21 protein-coding genes are annotated in these 17,925 nt (G+C 31.1%); 8 read left to right on the top strand and 13 right to left on the bottom strand.

Annotation, left to right across the window (positions count from 1 at the left end; all coding sequences use genetic code 11):
- The 7 genes from H8K90_RS11850 to H8K90_RS11820 all read left to right on the top strand — a co-directional run.
- Window positions 1–2,014: DUF7507 domain-containing protein (locus H8K90_RS11850; protein ID WP_186846168.1), on the top strand; the 2,014-nt coding region annotated here is incomplete at its 5' end.
- A gap of 33 nt (window positions 2,015–2,047) precedes the next feature.
- Complete coding sequence (locus H8K90_RS11845) at window positions 2,048–2,977, top strand: PorP/SprF family type IX secretion system membrane protein (protein ID WP_186846167.1); 930 nt, start codon at window positions 2,048–2,050, stop codon at window positions 2,975–2,977.
- A gap of 10 nt (window positions 2,978–2,987) precedes the next feature.
- Window positions 2,988–5,063, top strand: coding sequence for an OmpA family protein (locus tag H8K90_RS11840; protein WP_246457654.1), 2,076 nt, complete (start codon window positions 2,988–2,990; stop codon window positions 5,061–5,063).
- Between the two features lie 103 nt (window positions 5,064–5,166).
- Window positions 5,167–5,691, top strand: coding sequence for an isopentenyl-diphosphate Delta-isomerase (idi, locus tag H8K90_RS11835; protein ID WP_186846166.1), 525 nt, complete (start codon window positions 5,167–5,169; stop codon window positions 5,689–5,691).
- On the top strand, window positions 5,688–6,098 hold the full coding sequence (locus H8K90_RS11830; protein ID WP_186846165.1) for a 6-pyruvoyl trahydropterin synthase family protein: 411 nt from the start codon (window positions 5,688–5,690) through the stop codon (window positions 6,096–6,098). The genes idi and H8K90_RS11830 overlap by 4 nt, the downstream gene beginning before the upstream one ends.
- 5 nt (window positions 6,099–6,103) lie before the next feature.
- Window positions 6,104–7,075 (top strand): type I phosphomannose isomerase catalytic subunit, encoded by a 972-nt coding sequence (locus H8K90_RS11825; RefSeq protein WP_186846164.1) that lies wholly within the window; start codon window positions 6,104–6,106, stop codon window positions 7,073–7,075.
- Window positions 7,076–7,180: 105 nt separating this feature from the next.
- On the top strand, window positions 7,181–7,450 hold the full coding sequence (locus tag H8K90_RS11820; RefSeq protein ID WP_186846163.1) for a hypothetical protein: 270 nt from the start codon (window positions 7,181–7,183) through the stop codon (window positions 7,448–7,450).
- Between the two features lie 76 nt (window positions 7,451–7,526).
- Here H8K90_RS11820 and H8K90_RS11815 read toward each other — a convergent pair whose 3' ends face one another.
- The 9 genes from H8K90_RS11815 to H8K90_RS11775 all read right to left on the bottom strand — a co-directional run bounded on the left by H8K90_RS11815 (window position 7,527) and on the right by H8K90_RS11775 (window position 13,840).
- A complete protein-coding gene (locus tag H8K90_RS11815) occupies window positions 7,527–8,240 on the bottom strand; it encodes a DUF4369 domain-containing protein (RefSeq protein WP_186846162.1) in 714 nt (237 codons plus the stop codon).
- Window positions 8,241–8,326: 86 nt separating this feature from the next.
- Window positions 8,327–9,592 carry a DUF819 family protein gene (locus H8K90_RS11810; RefSeq protein ID WP_186846161.1) on the bottom strand — a complete coding sequence of 422 codons (1,266 nt, stop codon included), beginning with the start codon at window positions 9,590–9,592 and terminating at the stop codon, window positions 8,327–8,329.
- A 64-nt stretch (window positions 9,593–9,656) separates the two neighbouring features.
- Window positions 9,657–9,836 (bottom strand): Arc family DNA binding domain-containing protein, encoded by a 180-nt coding sequence (locus H8K90_RS11805; RefSeq protein WP_186846160.1) that lies wholly within the window; start codon window positions 9,834–9,836, stop codon window positions 9,657–9,659.
- Window positions 9,829–10,338: a hypothetical protein gene (locus tag H8K90_RS11800; protein WP_186846159.1), complete on the bottom strand. Its 510-nt coding sequence runs from the start codon at window positions 10,336–10,338 to the stop codon at window positions 9,829–9,831. Before H8K90_RS11800 ends, H8K90_RS11805 begins: the two co-directional genes overlap by 8 nt.
- Complete coding sequence (locus H8K90_RS11795) at window positions 10,338–10,496, bottom strand: DUF4177 domain-containing protein (protein WP_186846158.1); 159 nt, start codon at window positions 10,494–10,496, stop codon at window positions 10,338–10,340. The genes H8K90_RS11800 and H8K90_RS11795 overlap by 1 nt, the downstream gene beginning before the upstream one ends.
- 1 nt (window position 10,497) lies before the next feature.
- Window positions 10,498–10,680 carry a hypothetical protein gene (locus tag H8K90_RS11790; RefSeq protein WP_186846157.1) on the bottom strand — a complete coding sequence of 61 codons (183 nt, stop codon included), beginning with the start codon at window positions 10,678–10,680 and terminating at the stop codon, window positions 10,498–10,500.
- Window position 10,681: 1 nt separating this feature from the next.
- On the bottom strand, window positions 10,682–11,542 hold the full coding sequence (locus H8K90_RS11785; RefSeq protein WP_186846156.1) for an SPFH domain-containing protein: 861 nt from the start codon (window positions 11,540–11,542) through the stop codon (window positions 10,682–10,684).
- Between the two features lie 383 nt (window positions 11,543–11,925).
- Window positions 11,926–12,870, bottom strand: coding sequence for an alpha/beta hydrolase family protein (locus H8K90_RS11780; RefSeq protein WP_186846155.1), 945 nt, complete (start codon window positions 12,868–12,870; stop codon window positions 11,926–11,928).
- 364 nt (window positions 12,871–13,234) lie between these two features.
- Window positions 13,235–13,840, bottom strand: coding sequence for an alpha-ketoglutarate-dependent dioxygenase AlkB family protein (locus H8K90_RS11775; protein ID WP_186846154.1), 606 nt, complete (start codon window positions 13,838–13,840; stop codon window positions 13,235–13,237).
- Window positions 13,841–13,871: 31 nt separating this feature from the next.
- On the opposite strand from H8K90_RS11775, the gene H8K90_RS11770 reads away from it, so the two are divergent.
- Window positions 13,872–14,552, top strand: a complete 681-nt coding sequence (locus H8K90_RS11770) for a M15 family metallopeptidase (RefSeq protein WP_186846153.1) — start codon at window positions 13,872–13,874, stop codon at window positions 14,550–14,552.
- 1 nt (window position 14,553) lies between these two features.
- Here the strand turns inward: H8K90_RS11770 and H8K90_RS11765 are convergent, their stop codons facing one another.
- From H8K90_RS11765 to H8K90_RS11750, 4 genes are all read right to left on the bottom strand, one after another.
- Window positions 14,554–15,735, bottom strand: coding sequence for an MFS transporter (locus H8K90_RS11765; RefSeq protein WP_186846152.1), 1,182 nt, complete (start codon window positions 15,733–15,735; stop codon window positions 14,554–14,556).
- Between the two features lie 7 nt (window positions 15,736–15,742).
- A complete protein-coding gene (locus H8K90_RS11760) occupies window positions 15,743–16,285 on the bottom strand; it encodes a hypothetical protein (RefSeq protein WP_186846151.1) in 543 nt (180 codons plus the stop codon).
- Between the two features lie 29 nt (window positions 16,286–16,314).
- The gene (locus tag H8K90_RS11755) at window positions 16,315–17,295 is read right to left on the bottom strand and encodes a peptidase associated/transthyretin-like domain-containing protein (protein ID WP_186846150.1); all 981 of its coding nucleotides are present in this window, start codon (window positions 17,293–17,295) and stop codon (window positions 16,315–16,317) included.
- A 196-nt stretch (window positions 17,296–17,491) separates the two neighbouring features.
- Entirely contained in the window at window positions 17,492–17,836 is a 345-nt protein-coding gene (locus H8K90_RS11750) for a DUF6249 domain-containing protein (protein WP_186846149.1), read from the bottom strand.
- Between the last annotated feature and the right edge of the window lie 89 nt (window positions 17,837–17,925).

The following is a 17,925-nucleotide window of genomic DNA, read 5'->3' as shown; positions in this document are numbered from 1 at the left end:
AACTAGTGATGATGATCCAACCGATACAGCGATAGCACAGATTGCTAGTATAGAGTTAATTAAGAGTATAGGAAGTGTTACTTCTGCAGGAGCCCCTGGATTAGTAGATGATATTATTACTTATAATTTTACAGTAACTGTAACAGGAAATGTACCATTAACAAATATCTCGGTTGATGATCCGTTATTAGGAACCGTTGCATGTTTAGTATCAAATTTATTACCTGGTGAAAATACAACATGTAGTGCAACATATGTAATTACACAAAGTGATGTAGATGCTGGTGGTGTAGAAAATACAGCAACGGTAAGTGCAGAGCAAATAGGTGGTGATCTTTTAGATCCATTAGATGACATTACAGATGTGTCAGATACGGGTACAGAATCAGATGGAGTAACAGTTGTTAATGATCCTAGTAATGAGGAAACGGATGATATAGATACTGTTAATGGTGATAATAATGATTCAGACCCTACGAATGATGTAACAGCATTTGAAATTATTCAAAACCCTGAGTTAAGTATTACAAAAACAAGTAGTTTAGACTTAGGCTTAGACGGAGTAGTCAGTGTAGGAGATGTTATTACGTATACTTATACAGTAACCAACACAGGAGATGTCACAGTGTTTGATGTGAGTGTCAATGAGAGTGCTGCAAACTTTACAGGAACCGGTACCTTACCAAACCCAACGTATGTAAGTGGAGGCACAGATGAAGACGGAGATGGAGACTTAGAAGATATGGCAGTAGGCAACGGAACAATTGTTTACACGGCAACCTATGCGATTACTCAAGACGATATCAATGCTGGAGTTGTAACGAATCAAGCAACTGCAGACGGAACCGATCCAAACGGAGATCCCGTAAGTGATGATAGTGATGATCCATCAGATGCGACTAGTGATGATGATCCAACCGATACAGACCTGCCATTTCCGCGAATTAGTTTAATTAAAACTACGTTGCCTTTAGCAGATACTAATGGTGATGGTATTGCAGGAAGTTTAGGTGATATTATTTCATATGTATTTATTGTGGAAAACACAGGTAATGTTGTACTTACTAATATTGAAGTTCAGGATGCATTACCAGGATTAAATTTAGTTGGAGGACCTATTGCTCAATTAATACCTGGACAAATAGATAACACAACTTTCACGGCAACTTATGAAATAACACAAGATGATTTAGATTTAGGAACTGTGACAAATTCAGCAACAGTTACAAGTGAAGGTCCTGGAGGTAATTTAGGTGACCCAGCTGATGATGTAAGAGACACTAGTGATGATCCGAATGATGTTAGTGAAATAGATGATAATGGTGATGGTGATCCAGATGACCCAACCGTTGTAATATTAAATTCAATCTTTGATTTAGAAGTTGTTAAAGTTGTAGATGAATTACAACCAGCAGTTGGAGATGAAGTAACATTTACTATTGAAATTGCTAATATTGGAAACGTAACTGCGACAGATATTGTAATAAATGAGCAAATACCGAGTGGATATGTGTTTGTTTCAGCTATTTCTACAGCAGGAACCTATTCAGAATTTGATGGTGAATGGACAATAACTCAATTAGATCCAGATCAAGTAGAAATTCTTCAAATTACAGTTGAAGTACTAGGATTTGGTGATTACTTAAACGTAGCTTATGTTCAAAGTTCTGTGGGTGGAATAGACGATAATCCAGATAATGATGAAGATACTGCAATGGTAGATCCAATTTGTTTAACTATTTATAATGAGTTTTCTCCAAATGGTGACGGTGTTAATGAAACTTTTGTAATAGATTGTTTAGAACGATACCCAAATAACATATTAGAAGTATATAACAGATGGGGTAATATTGTCTATTCTAAGAAAGGTTATCTTAATGATTGGGATGGCACTTCTAACGGAAGAGCAGTAGTTAATCAACCTAAAAAATTACCAGTTGGTACTTATTATTATGTACTAGATTTAGGTGATGGCTCAGAACCAAGAGTTGGATGGTTATATATTAATAGATAAGACTAATTAACACTGAATATAAAATATATTAAAATGATACATAAATCATCACTAATAAAAGGATTAATAGTTTTAGTATTTATACTAATTAGTGCTAATGATAGTTTTGCACAACAAGATCCTCAGTACACACATTATATGTACAATACATTGAGTGTTAATCCGGCATATGCAGGTCAAAGAGAAACTTTAAGTGTTGTTGGTTTACATAGAAGTCAATGGGTTGGTATTGATGGTGCACCACAAACGCAATCTTTAAGTATTCACTCGCCATTTCGTAATGAACGATTAGGTTGGGGACTAAATATTGTAAGTGATGCGTTGGGACCAGCAAGAGAAACATTTTTAGACGCTAATTTTTCATATACAATACCTCTTAATGCTAACGACTTAAAACTATCTTTTGGTGTAAAAGGTGGTTTACATATGTTAGATACTGATTGGAGTAAAGGTCGTTTTCAAGATCCAGATGTAGTTTTTAATAATAATCTAAACCTTAGTTCACCTATGATTGGTGCTGGTTTATACATGCATACAAGAAAATGGTACTTAGGTTTAGCTGTTCCTAATTTTTTAGAGACTGAGCACTATGATGATTTTCAAGAATCGATTGCTACAGAACGAATGCACTTCTATTTTATAGGAGGATATGTATTTAACCTAAGTGAAACAACGGAGCTAAAACCAGCATTTTTATTAAAAGGTGTTGCTGGTGCGCCTTTAATTGCAGATATATCGGCTAACTTTTGGTTTCAAAAGACGCTTACTGCAGGTTTAGCATGGAGATGGGATGATTCTGTAAGTGCGTTAGTTGGTTTTCAGGCAACACCTGGTATGTTTATTGGATATGGATATGACCTTACAACAACAGGATTAAATAACTATAATAGTGGAACACACGAAATTACATTACGATTTGAGATTAAAAGGTTAGGTAGAATTTTATCACCACGTTTCTTCTAAAAAAATGATTATGAAACGAGCAAACTCAAAATTTTATAACTTAGGATTTATGATCAATTGCGAACAGCATGTGACCATTGATAAGACAATTAAAAAGAACCACATGAAAACAATGTCAAGATATATATTATTAACGTTTGTGCTAATATTTACTACTATAGTATTTGGCCAAAACGGAAAAATACAAAGTGTTAAAGATGACTATAGAGATTTTGCTTATGTAAAAACAAGTGAAGTACTATTAGAAGTCGCAGAGAAAGGCTATAAGTCGGTGGATTTATTTCAGAAATTAGGAAATTCTTATTACTTCAGAAACGAAATGGAAGATGCAGCAAAATGGTATGGTGAATTAATGGCTCTCGAAGAAGTATTAGACACAGAATACTATTTTAGATATGCTTTAGCGCTTAAAGGAATTAAAGATTATGAGGCTTCTGATAAATGGATGAAAAAATTCAATGAACTTAAACCAAACGATTTAAGAGGCAAAGCTTTTATGTCTATGGTAGATTATAAATCGAATATAGAAGAACAAAGTAGAGAGGATATAGAGGTCGTTAACTTAGAATTTAATACAGAACTTTCAGATTTTGGTACTACAGAATATGAAAACGGAATTGTATTTGCTTCGGCCAGAGGTGGTGGTCGTAAATATAGATGGAATGAAGAACCATATTTAGACCTGTTTACAGTAGAAAAAATAGACAGTATTTCTTACGGTGAGGTAAAAGAGATTGCAGGTAAAGTAAATACTAAGTTTCACGAATCTAGTGCTATATTTTCACCTAATGGAAAATACATGTTCTTTACTAGAAATAACTTTTTCAAATTAAGATACAAGGAGGATGATACGGGAATCAATAGATTACAACTCTATAGAGCAACATTAAGCGAAGATGGTACTTGGGATGAGATACATAAAATTCACTTTAATAGTGAAGATTATAGTGTAGCACATCCTGCATTGAACCTCACAGGAACTAAGCTTTATTTTGCGTCAGATATGCCAGGTACATATGGGCAATCAGATATTTTTGTTGTAGATGTAAATGAAGATGGTACATTAGGCGAGCCAGAGAATTTAGGTTCTGCTGTAAATACGGAAGGACAAGAATCTTTTCCTTTTATGAATACTAATGGTGACCTATACTTTTCGTCAAATGGATATCCAGGATTAGGTGGTTTGGATGTGTTTAAATCAGAAAATTTAGATCAGAAAGTTAATAGTTCTAATAAAAACTTTAGTGTTTTAAATGTTGGTGCTCCTGTAAATAGTGAATTTGACGATTTTGGATATTACGAAAATCTGGTATCCAAGCGCGTTTATTTTAGTTCAAATAGAGAAGGTGGTAAAGGAAGTGATGATATCTATACTTTTGAAATCACGGAGTGTGAGCAACTTGTTACTGGCACGGTACAAGATCTAAAAACAAATGAGTTAATACCTAATGCAACAGTTATTTTATATGATGGAGAAGGTAATGAAATAGAACGTAAAACAGTTGGTAATGATGCAACTTTTGAATTTGATTTAGGTTGTAACATGGAATATTTGGTTAGGGCAAGTAAAGAAAATTATAACTCAGATGAAAAACGTTTTACAACACCAAAGAAAAAGCAAGAGTTAAAGCTTCAATTATTATTAGAAAAAGACGTGCAAGAAATAGAGCCTTGTGATGATTTAGCTAAGATTTTAGATATTCCAATTATTTATTTCGACTTTGATAAATCTAATATTAGATATGATGCAGAAATTGAAATACAAAAAGTATTAGCCGTTTTAACAAAGTATCCTACAATGCATATTGATATTCGTAGTCATACAGATTGTAGAGGTCCAGCTTCATATAACGAAAAATTATCTGATAGAAGAGCAAAATCTACACGTCAATATTTAATAGATAAAGGCATTGCTGCAGAGCGCTTAACTGCTAAAGGCTATGGTGAATCTAGACTGGTTAACGATTGTGGCTGTGAACCAACAAATGTATCTAGTTGTTCTGAGGCTGAGCATCAATTAAACAGACGTAGCGAGTTTATTATTACTAGTATTAATGGTAAAACTTGTGATGAAGACAAAGAATAATCTTTAATTTAAATAAAGTTTATAATAGCCGTTTATTTTTTAAACGGCTATTTTTTATGAATTAGTTTACCATTTTTAAATCATTAGGTGTTAATTTTGTTTTATGACAGAAGAACAAGTCATCTTAGTAGATGAAAATGATAATCAGATTGGTTTAATGCCAAAAATGGAAGCGCATGAAAAAGCAGTTCTCCATCGTGCGTTTTCCGTATTTATTTTTAATGATAAAAATGAATTGATGCTTCAACAACGAGCGTTGCATAAGTATCATTCTCCAGGTTTGTGGACCAATACATGCTGCAGCCATCAGCGCGATGGTGAAACAAACTTACAAGCAGGTAAAAGACGTTTGCAAGAAGAAATGGGTTTTGTCACTGATTTAAAGGAAACGACTTCTTTTATTTATAAAGCACCTTTTGATAATGGTTTAACAGAGCATGAGTACGACCATATTATGATTGGTAATTATAATGATGCACCAAAAATTAATGAGGATGAAGTAGCAGAATGGAAGTGGATGTCATTAGAAAACATAAAAGTTGATATGGCTTTACATCCAGAAAATTACACGGCTTGGTTCAAAATTATTTTTGAAAAGTTTTATGAATTTATTAATATTAGTAAATGAAGGTAACCGTACATAGAAAAGCCCATTTTAATGCCGCTCATAGACTTTACAGAAAAGACTGGAGCTTTGAGAAAAATGATGATGTTTTTGGGTTGTGTAACAACCCTAATTTTCATGGTCATAATTATGAATTAGTTGCTAGTGTAACTGGAGAAATTGATCCAGAAACAGGTTATGTTATAGATGTTAAAATATTAAAAGATATTATAAAGTCTGAAGTAGAAGATGCTTTTGATCATAAGAATTTAAATGTTGAAGTACCCGAATTTAAGGACTTAAATCCTACTGCAGAAAACATCGCAGTTGTTATCTATAATAAAGTAAAAGCAAAATTAGATGCTAAGTTTCATTTAGAAATCACCCTTTACGAAACACCTCGTAACTTTGTAACTTACTCAGGGGAATAATTTATATGAAAACTCTTTTATACCCATTAAAATTTCAACCTATTCTAAAAGATAAGATTTGGGGAGGAGAAAAATTACACCGATACCTTAATAAAAATTCTAATTCTAAACAATTAGGTGAAAGTTGGGAAATAAGTGCAGTTCCGGGAGATATATCTATTGTTTCTAATGGAGAGTTTAAAGGTAAACCGTTGCAGGAATTGTTAGAAATGCATAAATCTGATTTATTGGGTTCCAAAAATTATAAACGTTTTGCTAATAACTTTCCATTGCTTATAAAGTTTATTGATGCTAAGGAAGATTTGAGTATTCAATTACACCCAAATGATGAATTAGCTAAAAAGCGTCATAATTCTTTAGGAAAAACAGAAATGTGGTACGTAATGCAAGCTGATAAAGATTCTAATCTTATAGTAGGCTTTAATCAAGAAATGAATAAGGAAACATACCTACAACATTTAGAGAGTAAGACTCTTACTAGTATCTTAAATTTTGATAGAGTAAAAGAAGGTGATACTTATTTTATTGAAGCCGGAAGATTACATGCCATTGGCGCCGGAGTGCTTTTGGCCGAAATTCAGCAGACAAGTGATGTTACTTATCGTGTTTACGATTGGGATAGAGTAGATGATAAAGGAAATGAGAGAGACTTGCATAACGACATAGCTATTGATGCGTTTGATTTTAATATGAAAGACAACTTTAGAGTAGATTATAAAAAACGTAAAAATGTATCAAATGAAATGGTTAGCTGTCCTTTTTTCACTACTAATTTTATTGAGTTAGATTCTAAAATAGAAAAGCAGAATTTAGTCGATTCTTTTATAATTTATTTGTGTGTCGATGGTGAAGTAGAAGTTATAACAGAGGTTTCCAATGAAATTATAGCTAAAGGTGAAACATTATTATTACCTGCTGCAATCAAAAAATATAATTTAAATACTAAGTATGCTAAACTTCTCGAAGTTTATGTTTAAAACTTAGAATTGTTTTCAAAGATTTAATCTAAGGATTTAGTATTTTTGCAACTAAATTCACCTTAACAAACTTGTAAAGGTGTAACTTATTAAATTAATAAAATTATGGCAAATAAAAGAGATTTAAAAAAAGATATAAACTACGTATTAGGCGATATAATTGAAGCTGTTTACGTTTGGGAATTAAGTAATACTGAAAAACCAACTAAGGAAAGTGAAGCTATAATCGATGAAGCTATTGCTACTTTTGATGAGCTTATTGCTCGTGTTAATGATAGAAGTGTAGAAGATAAGAAAACACACTTCAAAGCCATTAATAACGATTTAGAATCTAAAGGTAGAGATCTTATTGAAAAAATAAACAAATTGAAATAAAAGAGCTTTATACTCTTAATAAAAAAATCCAATCTTTTAAGATTGGATTTTTTTATTGGTTTTATTTTAAACTTATCTATTCTACTGGATTTCTATTAGAAATTACTTCATTCAATTTTTTTCCATAGTATGAGTTTTTAATAGTATCATTTAAACTATAATATACAGAATCTATGTATTTAGGATTTGCATTTGGCATTTCATATAAAGCTATATATGGTGCTATTTCACTGTTTTTATTATTCATGGCAAATTGAATAATAAAAGCATATTTCCTTTTTATTAAACTATTAGTTCTTCTAATTATTGAGTCTAAAGCTATAGTGTCATTATCTCTTTGTGCTAAATAATTAGCCTCTAAGAGATCTAAATTCTGATTGTTGAATTTAGTTATCATTTCTTTATATTCATTTAATAAATCTTGTTGCTTAGAACCTTTTATTTTAGCATCATAATTAAAAGTTTTTAAAGAGGTATTAATTTCTGTAACGCCTTTATCTGCAAAAAACGGAATGTAATGTTCCGCTCCATCATTTTTAAATAATTTTAAATACATTAATATAGGTTCATCAATATTTGTATGTAAGCTAAAATTTGGTTCACCTTTAATTTGCATAGAGTCTAAATCTATAATATCGGTAGAATCACCATTTTTTTGAAGATAAACCACTCCCTTTTTTAAACCTTTAATATGACCTTTTAAGGTAAAGTTGGATTCTTTTTCTTTACTACAAGAAACAGTAATTAATGCTAATGTGATGAGGCTTAGAATTTTATTTAATTTTGTCATTTTTGGTATTAATAATTAGTTTACAACTTCGTATAAATGCTTGGTTGTAAGAGATGCACAAATATCTAATTTTAGATTTAAAATTACTAACCTGATGCAGCTAATTTCATGAGCTCTGCGCAAAGAATTGCTCCATAGGTTCCAACTACATAACCAAAAACGGCTAATAAAGCTCCCACAGTAGCCAAAGAAGGATGAAATGCTGCAGCGACAACTGGAGCAGATGCAGCTCCACCAACGTTAGCTTGACTCCCAACAGCTAAAAAGAAATATGGAGCTTTAATAAGTTTTGCTACTAAAATTAATAATCCAGCATGTATAGCCATCCAAACTAGACCGATTAATATTAAACCAGGATTATCTAAAATTTTACCTAAATCCATTTTCATGCCAATAGTTGCAACTAAAATATATATAAATACACTTCCTATTTTACTGGCACCAGCTCCTTCGTAATTTTTAGCTTTAGTAAAAGATAATAAAACACCAATAAGAGTTGCAATAGAAATGAGCCAAAAGAAACCACTGCCAAAAGAAGATAAAGCACTTTTGGAGTCACTAACAGCTTCAAAATTGTCTTTTAAAAATGAAGAGATATTGTCCGCTCCAAAATGAGCAATTCCAACAGCTCCAAAAGCGAATGCTAAAATCACAATTATATCTGTAAGGGATGGGTTTCTTGTAATTTTATCACTAAATGTCTGAACTTTATGCTGCAGCTCATCAATTGCTGTGTTATCTGCTTTTAACCAATTATCTATCTTTTTTCGTTTGCCGATACCTAGTAAAATAATTGCCATCCAAATATTAGCAACTACAATATCTACTAATACCATTCCTCCATAAAGTTCTTGGTTAAATTCATAAATTTCTAACATGGCAGCCTGGTTTGCACCACCACCAATCCAACTTCCTGCTAAAGTCGCTAGACCTCTCCAAGTTGCATCAAAACCGACTCCTCCAACCGATTCTGGTGAAAAGGCTGAAATTAATAAAATGGCTATTGGACCTCCAATAATAATACCGGCTGTACCTGTAAAAAACATGACTAAAGCTTTCCACCCTAGATTGAATATGGCTTTTAAGTCAATACTAAGAGTAAGTAATACTAAAGATGCGGGTAACAAATAGCGACTTGCAATAAAATAAGTCTGAGAAATTTCATCCGAAATTAAACCAACAGAATTAAAGATAGCTGGAATTAAATAACACATCAATAACCCAGGAACAATGCGATAGAATTTATGCCAAAATCCAGTTTTTTTAGATTCAGTAAAAAAGACAAAGCCTAAGGCTATCATCAACAAGCCAAATACAATGGCATCGTTAGTAAATACAGGTTGATTTTCCATGTTAGTTAGTTTAGAATTGCAAAATACCAAATTAAAAGCGCATAAAAAAAGTGATTATTTCTAATCACTTTTTATCTAACGGTTTGTCTTTTATTTTAGGTTGCCTATTATGCTCTTTTAGGTATTGCATTAACATCCATTCTATTTGCCCATTGGTACTTCTAAACTCGTCTGCAGCCCATTTCTCAACAGCTTTGAGCATGTCTTCATTTATACGTAATGCAAATGCTTTCTTTTTAGCCATCATGATTAATTTTTGTTTTGTAAGTAGCCAAAACACTTTCAACTTCATTTTTCTTCTGTGTGCCAATCAAAAGTTTTTTGCCATTTTTTAATTCTAATTGAATTCCGATATCACCAGATACATTTATGGCTTTTCCTTTAGATTTATTCCAAAGCTTACCACCTTTAAATCCCCAACCTCCATACTCACTTAATGCATCGTACTTTCGTATATAGGCCTTATTAATATCATGCCATGCAGTAATTTTATAACTCCAATGGAATGGAAAGAACTTATAATGTATTCCTTTTTCGTCTATTCTTGTAGATAACTTAAATAGAAATATAAAGCCAGAAGCAAATAGGATTAAACCAATTAATAATACCAATTCTATAGAAGAAAAGCTTTTAGGGTTCTTTATGTAAGTTCCTATTATAATACCAATTGGCATCATCGTACTTATAATTATAAGTATGATGAGCCATAATTGGTTAAATCGTTGTTCTTCTTTAAAAATTCGCATTATCTGTTTTTGTCGCGTTCAAAAATAATCATTGGAGAATTCTGCCCTATATGCTTTACTTCCCAACCTTCTCTTGCATATTGGTTGAGAAGATCTTCATATTTCTGAGTTCTATTTTTAAAACCTAATTTTGGTATTACTACTTTATATTCTTTCATTTTACTCTTCTGTTTTATTTTCTTTAAATACCACTAATGCTAATACAACACCTATAAATGTTCCGAACATTGAGCCGTATACAGTACTTATAGCGATATCGCCAGAAACAGCTCCAATTGTTGTGCCGACGCTAGTGCCTAATGCACATCCTATACCTATAGAAAGTATTTGTTTTTGATTCATATTAGTGACTTAAAGTACCAGTGTTTAGGACAGGTGAAGCGTCTTTATCTCCACAAAGTACGACCATTAGGTTACTTACCATTGCAGCTTTGCGTTCTTCATCTAAATCTACAACTTGTTTTTTGTTGAGCTCTTCAATGGCCATTTCAACCATACTCACAGCACCTTCAACTATTTTATGCCTAGCTGCTACTATTGCTGTCGCTTGTTGACGCTTCAACATAGCGTTAGCAATTTCTTGCGCATAAGCTAAATAACCGATTCGTGCTTCTAATACTTCGATGCCAGCTATAGACAAACGCTCATCAATCTCTTTTTCTAAAGCATTACTTACTTCATTGACACTAGATCTTAAGGTAATGTCTTCTGCAAGACCTTCATCGGCGAAATTATCGTAAGGATACATGCTCGCTAGTTTACGCACAGCTGCATCTGTTTGTACACGTACAAAATTCTCATAATTATCTACATCAAAAGCAGCCTTGTAAGTATTTTGTACTCGCCATACTAAGATAGTACTAATCATTACTGGGTTTCCAAGTTTGTCGTTTACTTTAAGACGTTCACTGTCAAAGTTACTAGCTCTTAAGGATATTTTCTTTTTAGTGTAAAAAGGATTTACCCAATAGAATCCATTTTTTTTAATAGTACCAACATATTTTCCAAATAATAGTAATACTCTAGATCCATTTGGTTGCACCATTAAAAAACCAAATGCTAAAATTAAAGCTGCTATTATACCAAAAGCAGACCAACCTGTTTCGGTAATTGGAATTAGGACAATACTTCCAAAGAATAATATTAAAAACATAAATAGCATTAAGTAGCCATTTGCCGGAACGATGATTTTTTCTTCTTTCATGTGTTTTGTGTTTAATGTTTTACAGATGTCACATGCAGTTCGCTAAATACCATTCTTTTAAAACGATAAAAGTTTGAACATGCTCGTGTCATAATCTTGTAGTTTATTGGTTAATAATCATTAAAAATCAATATGATATTAAAATGATATCATAAAGATATAACATATAAGTATATGTAACCTCAGTTTTGTTACAATTTTTATAAAAAAAATAAATAATGAAGTTTGGCACGCCATTTGTAATATACTAAGTGTAATGAAAATTATGATAGTTGCCACAGCGCAACACACTACAAAATCGTAACATTACATTGGTTGGTTAGTTAGAAAAAAGCATCTCGTGGTTGGGATGCTTTTTCATTTATAGGAAGTTTTAATAATATTTAAGATCGTATAAATTCTACAATACTAATTATTAGATGAGTTGAAGTAGGTCTATACGATTCGTTATAAGACTTTGAGTTTTCTAAATCATCACCCTTAATTTCAATTAAGACATGATTCATGTTTTCAATAATTGTGAGTGTCGCTTTTTCGTTTGCCTCTTTTAATAATTTTGCTTCATTTTCTGAAACCTGAAGATCCTTTGTGCCATTTATTATTAGAACTGGCATTTCTAACTCTTTTATAACTTCTGTTGGCGTGTATTTCATCCAATTTATCATAAATGGCTGAATATCGCTATTAAACACAGAAGCTAATGCATTTGGATAATCCGTAGTTGTTTGTCCATCCTTTAATTTATTGACAACTTTTTGTGCCTCTTCACCAAGTTTTGGTGCCATATTAGTAACTTGCTCTACAATTACATTACCTATATTTTGACCTGCACCAGCTAGGGAAATAAATCCATCGGCTTTATCTTTTGCAGCAAGCATACCAACTAAACTCCCTTGACTATGACCAATAACATATATTTTTGAGTATAAATCTTTCTCTTTAAAGTAATCTATAACAGATGAAGCATCTGTAACAAAATCATCAAACATAATATCATTATCGACATTACCTTGTCTAATTTGTTTTACGATGCGTTTATCATATCTAAAGGTGGCAATATTGTTGTTTGAAAGCTCTTCGGCTAGTTTTTTTAGTGAATTGTTTTTTAAAAAATTTTGATTTCCGTCTCTATTAGTTGGACCAGAACCAGCTATTATAATTGCTAAGTTTGGTTTTTTAGAATCTAAATTTAAGGGCATTAATAAAGTTCCATCAATATGTTTATTAATTGAGAGTTCTTCTTCAGAAAATAATTCGGCTTGTAATGTCTCTTGTGAAAAGCTAATTAGAGAAATAAAAAAAAAGGCAACTATAAAATAAAGCTTCATCTTATGATTTTTATGTTTATAAAGTTAATTGATATTTAAACTTTTAAACAATTTTTATACCAAATTATTATAGAAGTTAGTGTTTTTTGAGTCATTTACGAAATGTATTTCATCGATGAAATACATTATTTCATCTTTAAATGTTAAAATTAAATGTATTTCATCGATTAAATGTGATTTTAGACGTTATAATTAAAAACTCATTATATATTTGACATGTACTAAAATTTAGTTTTTAGTTCAATGGATTAATTAATTAATATTTGCATTATGTTATGTTGACTTAGAGACCCTAAATCTACTTACATAGTAAAAAAAGCAAATTTTAGAAAAACCGAGATTGAGGGATCTCGGTTTTTTGTTTTTATAAATCTATCAGTTTTCTAAAAGTGAGATTAATTCTCGGTTTTATCTCTTTTTTAGTTTTTGCAATTTGATGTAACCAATTGTGTTGCATTTCACCTTTCATTATTAATAGGCTTCCATGTTCTAGAGTTAGTTTATGACGATGATCTTTTAAAGTTCTATGTTTAAAATGAAATGGTCTTGCTTCACCAAAACTAACAGAAGCAATGATGGGATTTTTTCCTAATTCTTTTTCATTATCGGCATGCCAGCCGTTGCTATCATTACCATTTCTATAAAGATTAATTAGTAGCGTATTAAATTTAACATCTGTAAAATTTTCAACTTTTTCTTTTATAACTTTAAGTGTTGAAGTAAAAGGCTCAGGATGCATCACAATATTTGAGTAACTGTAAGATCGATTAGAATCTCCAAAAAGAGCTGTTAACCTTGGCTGTTTGTAGGTTTTACCAAAGATTGTAATATCATCGTGTTGCCAGTTGGTTTCAGTTTCTATGGTTTTAAAATAATTATCTGCCTCTTGTTTAGAAAAAGCATTGGGTATATAAATGAGTTCAGCATTTGGTAGATTAAAATGCTGTTTCTTTTGCGAAAACAAGTCCATAGTATATTTTTAACTAAATTAGGGCTTAGATATGAGATATAAAACATTAATATATTTAGTTGGGTTTGCTATTTTAACCTTGGGTTTTAATCAAAATCAGTCATTACCTAAGGGATTTGTTTATGCTAATTCTGTAATTCCAGATTTAGATGTAGAATTACGTTATTATTCTACAAATAACTTTGTTGGTGATACAATTGATGGTTACAAGGCTAATACATTAATAATTACAAATGGTACTGCGGAAAAACTAAAACTCGTTCAAGAAGAATTACAACTACATAATCTTTGTTTAAAAGTTTATGATGGCTATAGACCGCAACGAGCCGTCAATCATTTTATCCGTTGGGCAAAAGAACTTAATGATACTATAAACAAACAGCAATTTTATCCAAGAGTAAATAAGCGTAATTTATTTAAAGAAGGTTATATAGCATCCCGTTCTGGGCATAGTAGAGGTAGTACTATAGATTTAACTATAGCAGATGGTGAAACTGGCGAGCCTTTAGATATGGGAAGCCCGTATGATTTTTTTGGTGAACAATCGTGGGTGGATTATAAAGATATTACAGAAGAGCAGAAGAAAAATAGACAATTGTTACAAACCGTAATGCTAAAACATAATTTTAGAAATTATTCTAAAGAATGGTGGCATTTTACCTTAAGATGGGAGCCTTTTACTGAAACTTATTTTGACTTTGAGGTGGAGTAGATTACGATTTCTTCAAATATATTAATCCTATTATCGGTCCTAAAGCTAAAATCAAAAAGACAAATTGTACATTACTATTATCAGTTATTAAAAAATTCAGCAATTGAATACTAACAATAGTAATAGCAAAACCAATACAATTAACAATGGTTAAAGCTGTGCCTTTTGATTGTGAGTCGCTATTTTGAGCAACCAAAGTTGAAAATAAAGGTGAGTCTGCAATAACGACCATTCCCCAAATAATAAGAAAGGCAATAAATATTATATTAGAATCTATTAAAAAGAATATAGGGGAAAGTAAACAGCATAAACCAGAAATTGTAAGGGATAAAACTGCTGTTTTTTTTGTGCCATAGGTTTTTGAAATAAAACCTCCTAAAACACAAGATATAGTTCCAGAAGCTAAAATTATAAATGATAATAGAGAGATGTTGAGTGGTGTATTATGCAGTTGAGAATATGCCGAAATAAAAATAGGTACAAAGGTCCAAAAGGCATAAAGTTCCCACATATGTCCAAAGTATCCGAAAGCGGCAGATTTAAATGTTTTATTGTTAAAAACCTTGAATATTTTAGACACATCAAACTTTTTTGCTAAATTTTGATATGGACCATTTGGCACAAAGACTAAAATCAATAAACCACCTAAAAAAGCTAAAAAAGAAGTGGACCAAATAACAATTTCCCAATTAAAACCAACTCCAAAAGATTTTAAAAAATGTGGAAAAGCTTTGCCTAATACTAATGCACCAACTAAAAAGCTTAGTGATTTACCTAGACCTTTTTCAAAATGATCGGCTGCAATTTTCATTCCTACTGGATAAATACCTGCTAAGCAAAAACCAGTAAGAAATCTGAATAAGAGAAGTGTTGAAAATGTGTTGTTTGCATATAAAATACCCAGATTAAAAACACCTCCTAAAACAGCACAAATAAAAAACACCTTTGATGGTGAAAAACGATCACTTAATGTAAGAATGGCAAAAATAAGAGTGCCAATAATAAATCCAAATTGAACGGAAGAACTGATATAGCCTAAGGAATCAGAACTTAAATTAAATGATGCAATTAAGTCATCAATAACAGAATTACCTGCAAACCAAAGCGAAGTGCAACCAAATTGAGAAAAAATGATAATTGGTAAAACCCATTTGGTTGATTTAGTTACGGTTTTTGTTTTCAAGATGATATTATTTCTTAATTTTTAAATCTACTTCTATATAATCATCATCACTACTTTTTTTCGGGAAACTAATGTTAATATTATACTTAATGTTATAAAGGCCTAAAACCTTATCGAGGTTTTGTTTTTTAGCTTTAGTAAGTTTAAAATTATTGATATAGTGAGATAAGTATTTTGTTGCAATAGGAAATACAAATAATATGCTTCCAAATATTAATACTACAGAAGCAGAGCCGAGATATCTATCATATTTGTGACCATAATTCCAATTTTTAAATAAGAATAAACCAATATAGCAACCAGCCAAAATTAATAATGTCCCAAGAATTGAAAATGCAATGAAGTTAATATAAGAGCGCCATTTAATTTTTAGTATACCTTCATAATCTATATTGATATTACTAATTTCATTTTCTAGTTTACTATCAAATTTTGCATTTACACATTTTATATGAAACTCTGGTTTTCTGTTGGTTAACCCACAATAGGTACCTGTTTTAAAATCTACTTTCTGATGGTCACATAGTTGACAGTGTTTAGTTAGATCCATAATATAATCAATGCGAAAATTACAAAAGATTATTCTTCTTTATAGGTTTTATAAGTTAAACCAATGCCATAATTATATAAATCTCTTTTTAGTAAACTAGATTGTAACCCATTACCTTTTTCAAACTTTGTCCAGTTATTACCATTAATAAAAACACGTTTTATATAGGTGTTTTTAGTGTCAATCTCATCTGTAAAAGGTAGTAAAGGCCTAAAATTTGTTGGAATTTTAATAGTGCCACCACCTTTAGATTCAATCTCTTTATACTTTTTGTTGGGTAATAATTTTCCTGATGTATTGGTATAGCCTAAGACTTGAAGCGATACAAACAATCCGTCATTAGGTACGTAAATATCATAATCATCTACGTTTAACTCATATGCATCTCCATTTTTTTCAGTAGCTCTAAAGACAATAGTTTCGTAGGTTAATACTTTACCAGGAATGCCATTATTATTAGCATAGAATTTTACCTTAAATAAGGTTGAAAATTTCTTCTTCTCATTATTAGTTTTTTTACGTTTTTTCCAATCTTTAGATTCTAAAGCAATAGGAAAGTGTACTGTTAAAAGCTCTTGATCTTTAGAGGTTGTTTTTGGGAAAAAGACGGCGATTTCAGATTCTATAGTTGGTAGCCAACAATTGTAATAATCATCGTCTAAATAAGGTTTTAGAGTTTCTTTTTTATACTTTCTATCGAGTTTAATTCCAACTAAAACTTCATCTAGCTCATCTGCTTCAGGTTGAAGAAATAATTCATCAGAAAGATTCTCTGTTGAGATATTAAGATTCTTAAAACCCAATGCCGAAATAAAAAGCGAATCGATATCTGGATAAAGTTTTTTGGTAAAGAAAAATTGACCTTCATCATCTGCGAAAATGCCATTACCATTACCAAAAGAGATTGTCGCATAACTAACAGGGTATTTTGTAATGCTATCCTTAACCGTTATCTGAGAGTGTCCTAGTTGATAAAACAATAATAAGAATAGAAATTTGTAAAAGTTCATATAATTGTAATGATGTTTTTTTGTCACTCTGAACTCGTTTCAGAGTCTTAAAGCAAGATTATTAATAGAATTAAAGATGCTGAAATAAATTCAGCATAACAAATGTTGACATATAAATCTATAGATACATTTTTTATGCCATAAAAAAACGCCTCAGTATTGAGGCGTTTTTCTATTTGATTGATGAATTAGTATTTTAATCTTCAAGTGCTTTTTTAGTTTGTGTAAAGCCTACATATAATCCAACACCAGCCATTAAAAAGATCATTGCTGGATATATAGCATTATCATCTAAACCAGTGTAAGTTTCTAATATATTGGCAATAAATACTCCTGAACCAATACCCATTAAAAGGAAAGCTAAATTTAAAACAATGACTTTCCAAGAAGATCCAGAGCGTTTTCCTATATTAAAGATGCTTGCATCTGCACCTTTTTCTATTAAAGCTAAACGTTCTTTATTTCTAGTAGAAAAGTATAAGTAAACGATTCCAAAGATTGATGCAAACAAGCTTAACGGTATTAATATTTCTTCACTCATAATGTTTGTTTTTTAATTGATTAATTTTATGTGTTCTTAACTTAAGACGACAAGTTTTTAATTGAGGTTACAATTTTTTTCAAAAAAAA

Source organism: Winogradskyella echinorum (assembly GCF_014297365.1).
Taxonomy (GTDB): Bacteria; Bacteroidota; Bacteroidia; order Flavobacteriales; family Flavobacteriaceae; genus Winogradskyella; species Winogradskyella echinorum.
Note: the sequence above shows the minus strand (reverse complement) of the source record. Positions and strands in the feature narration are given on the sequence as shown.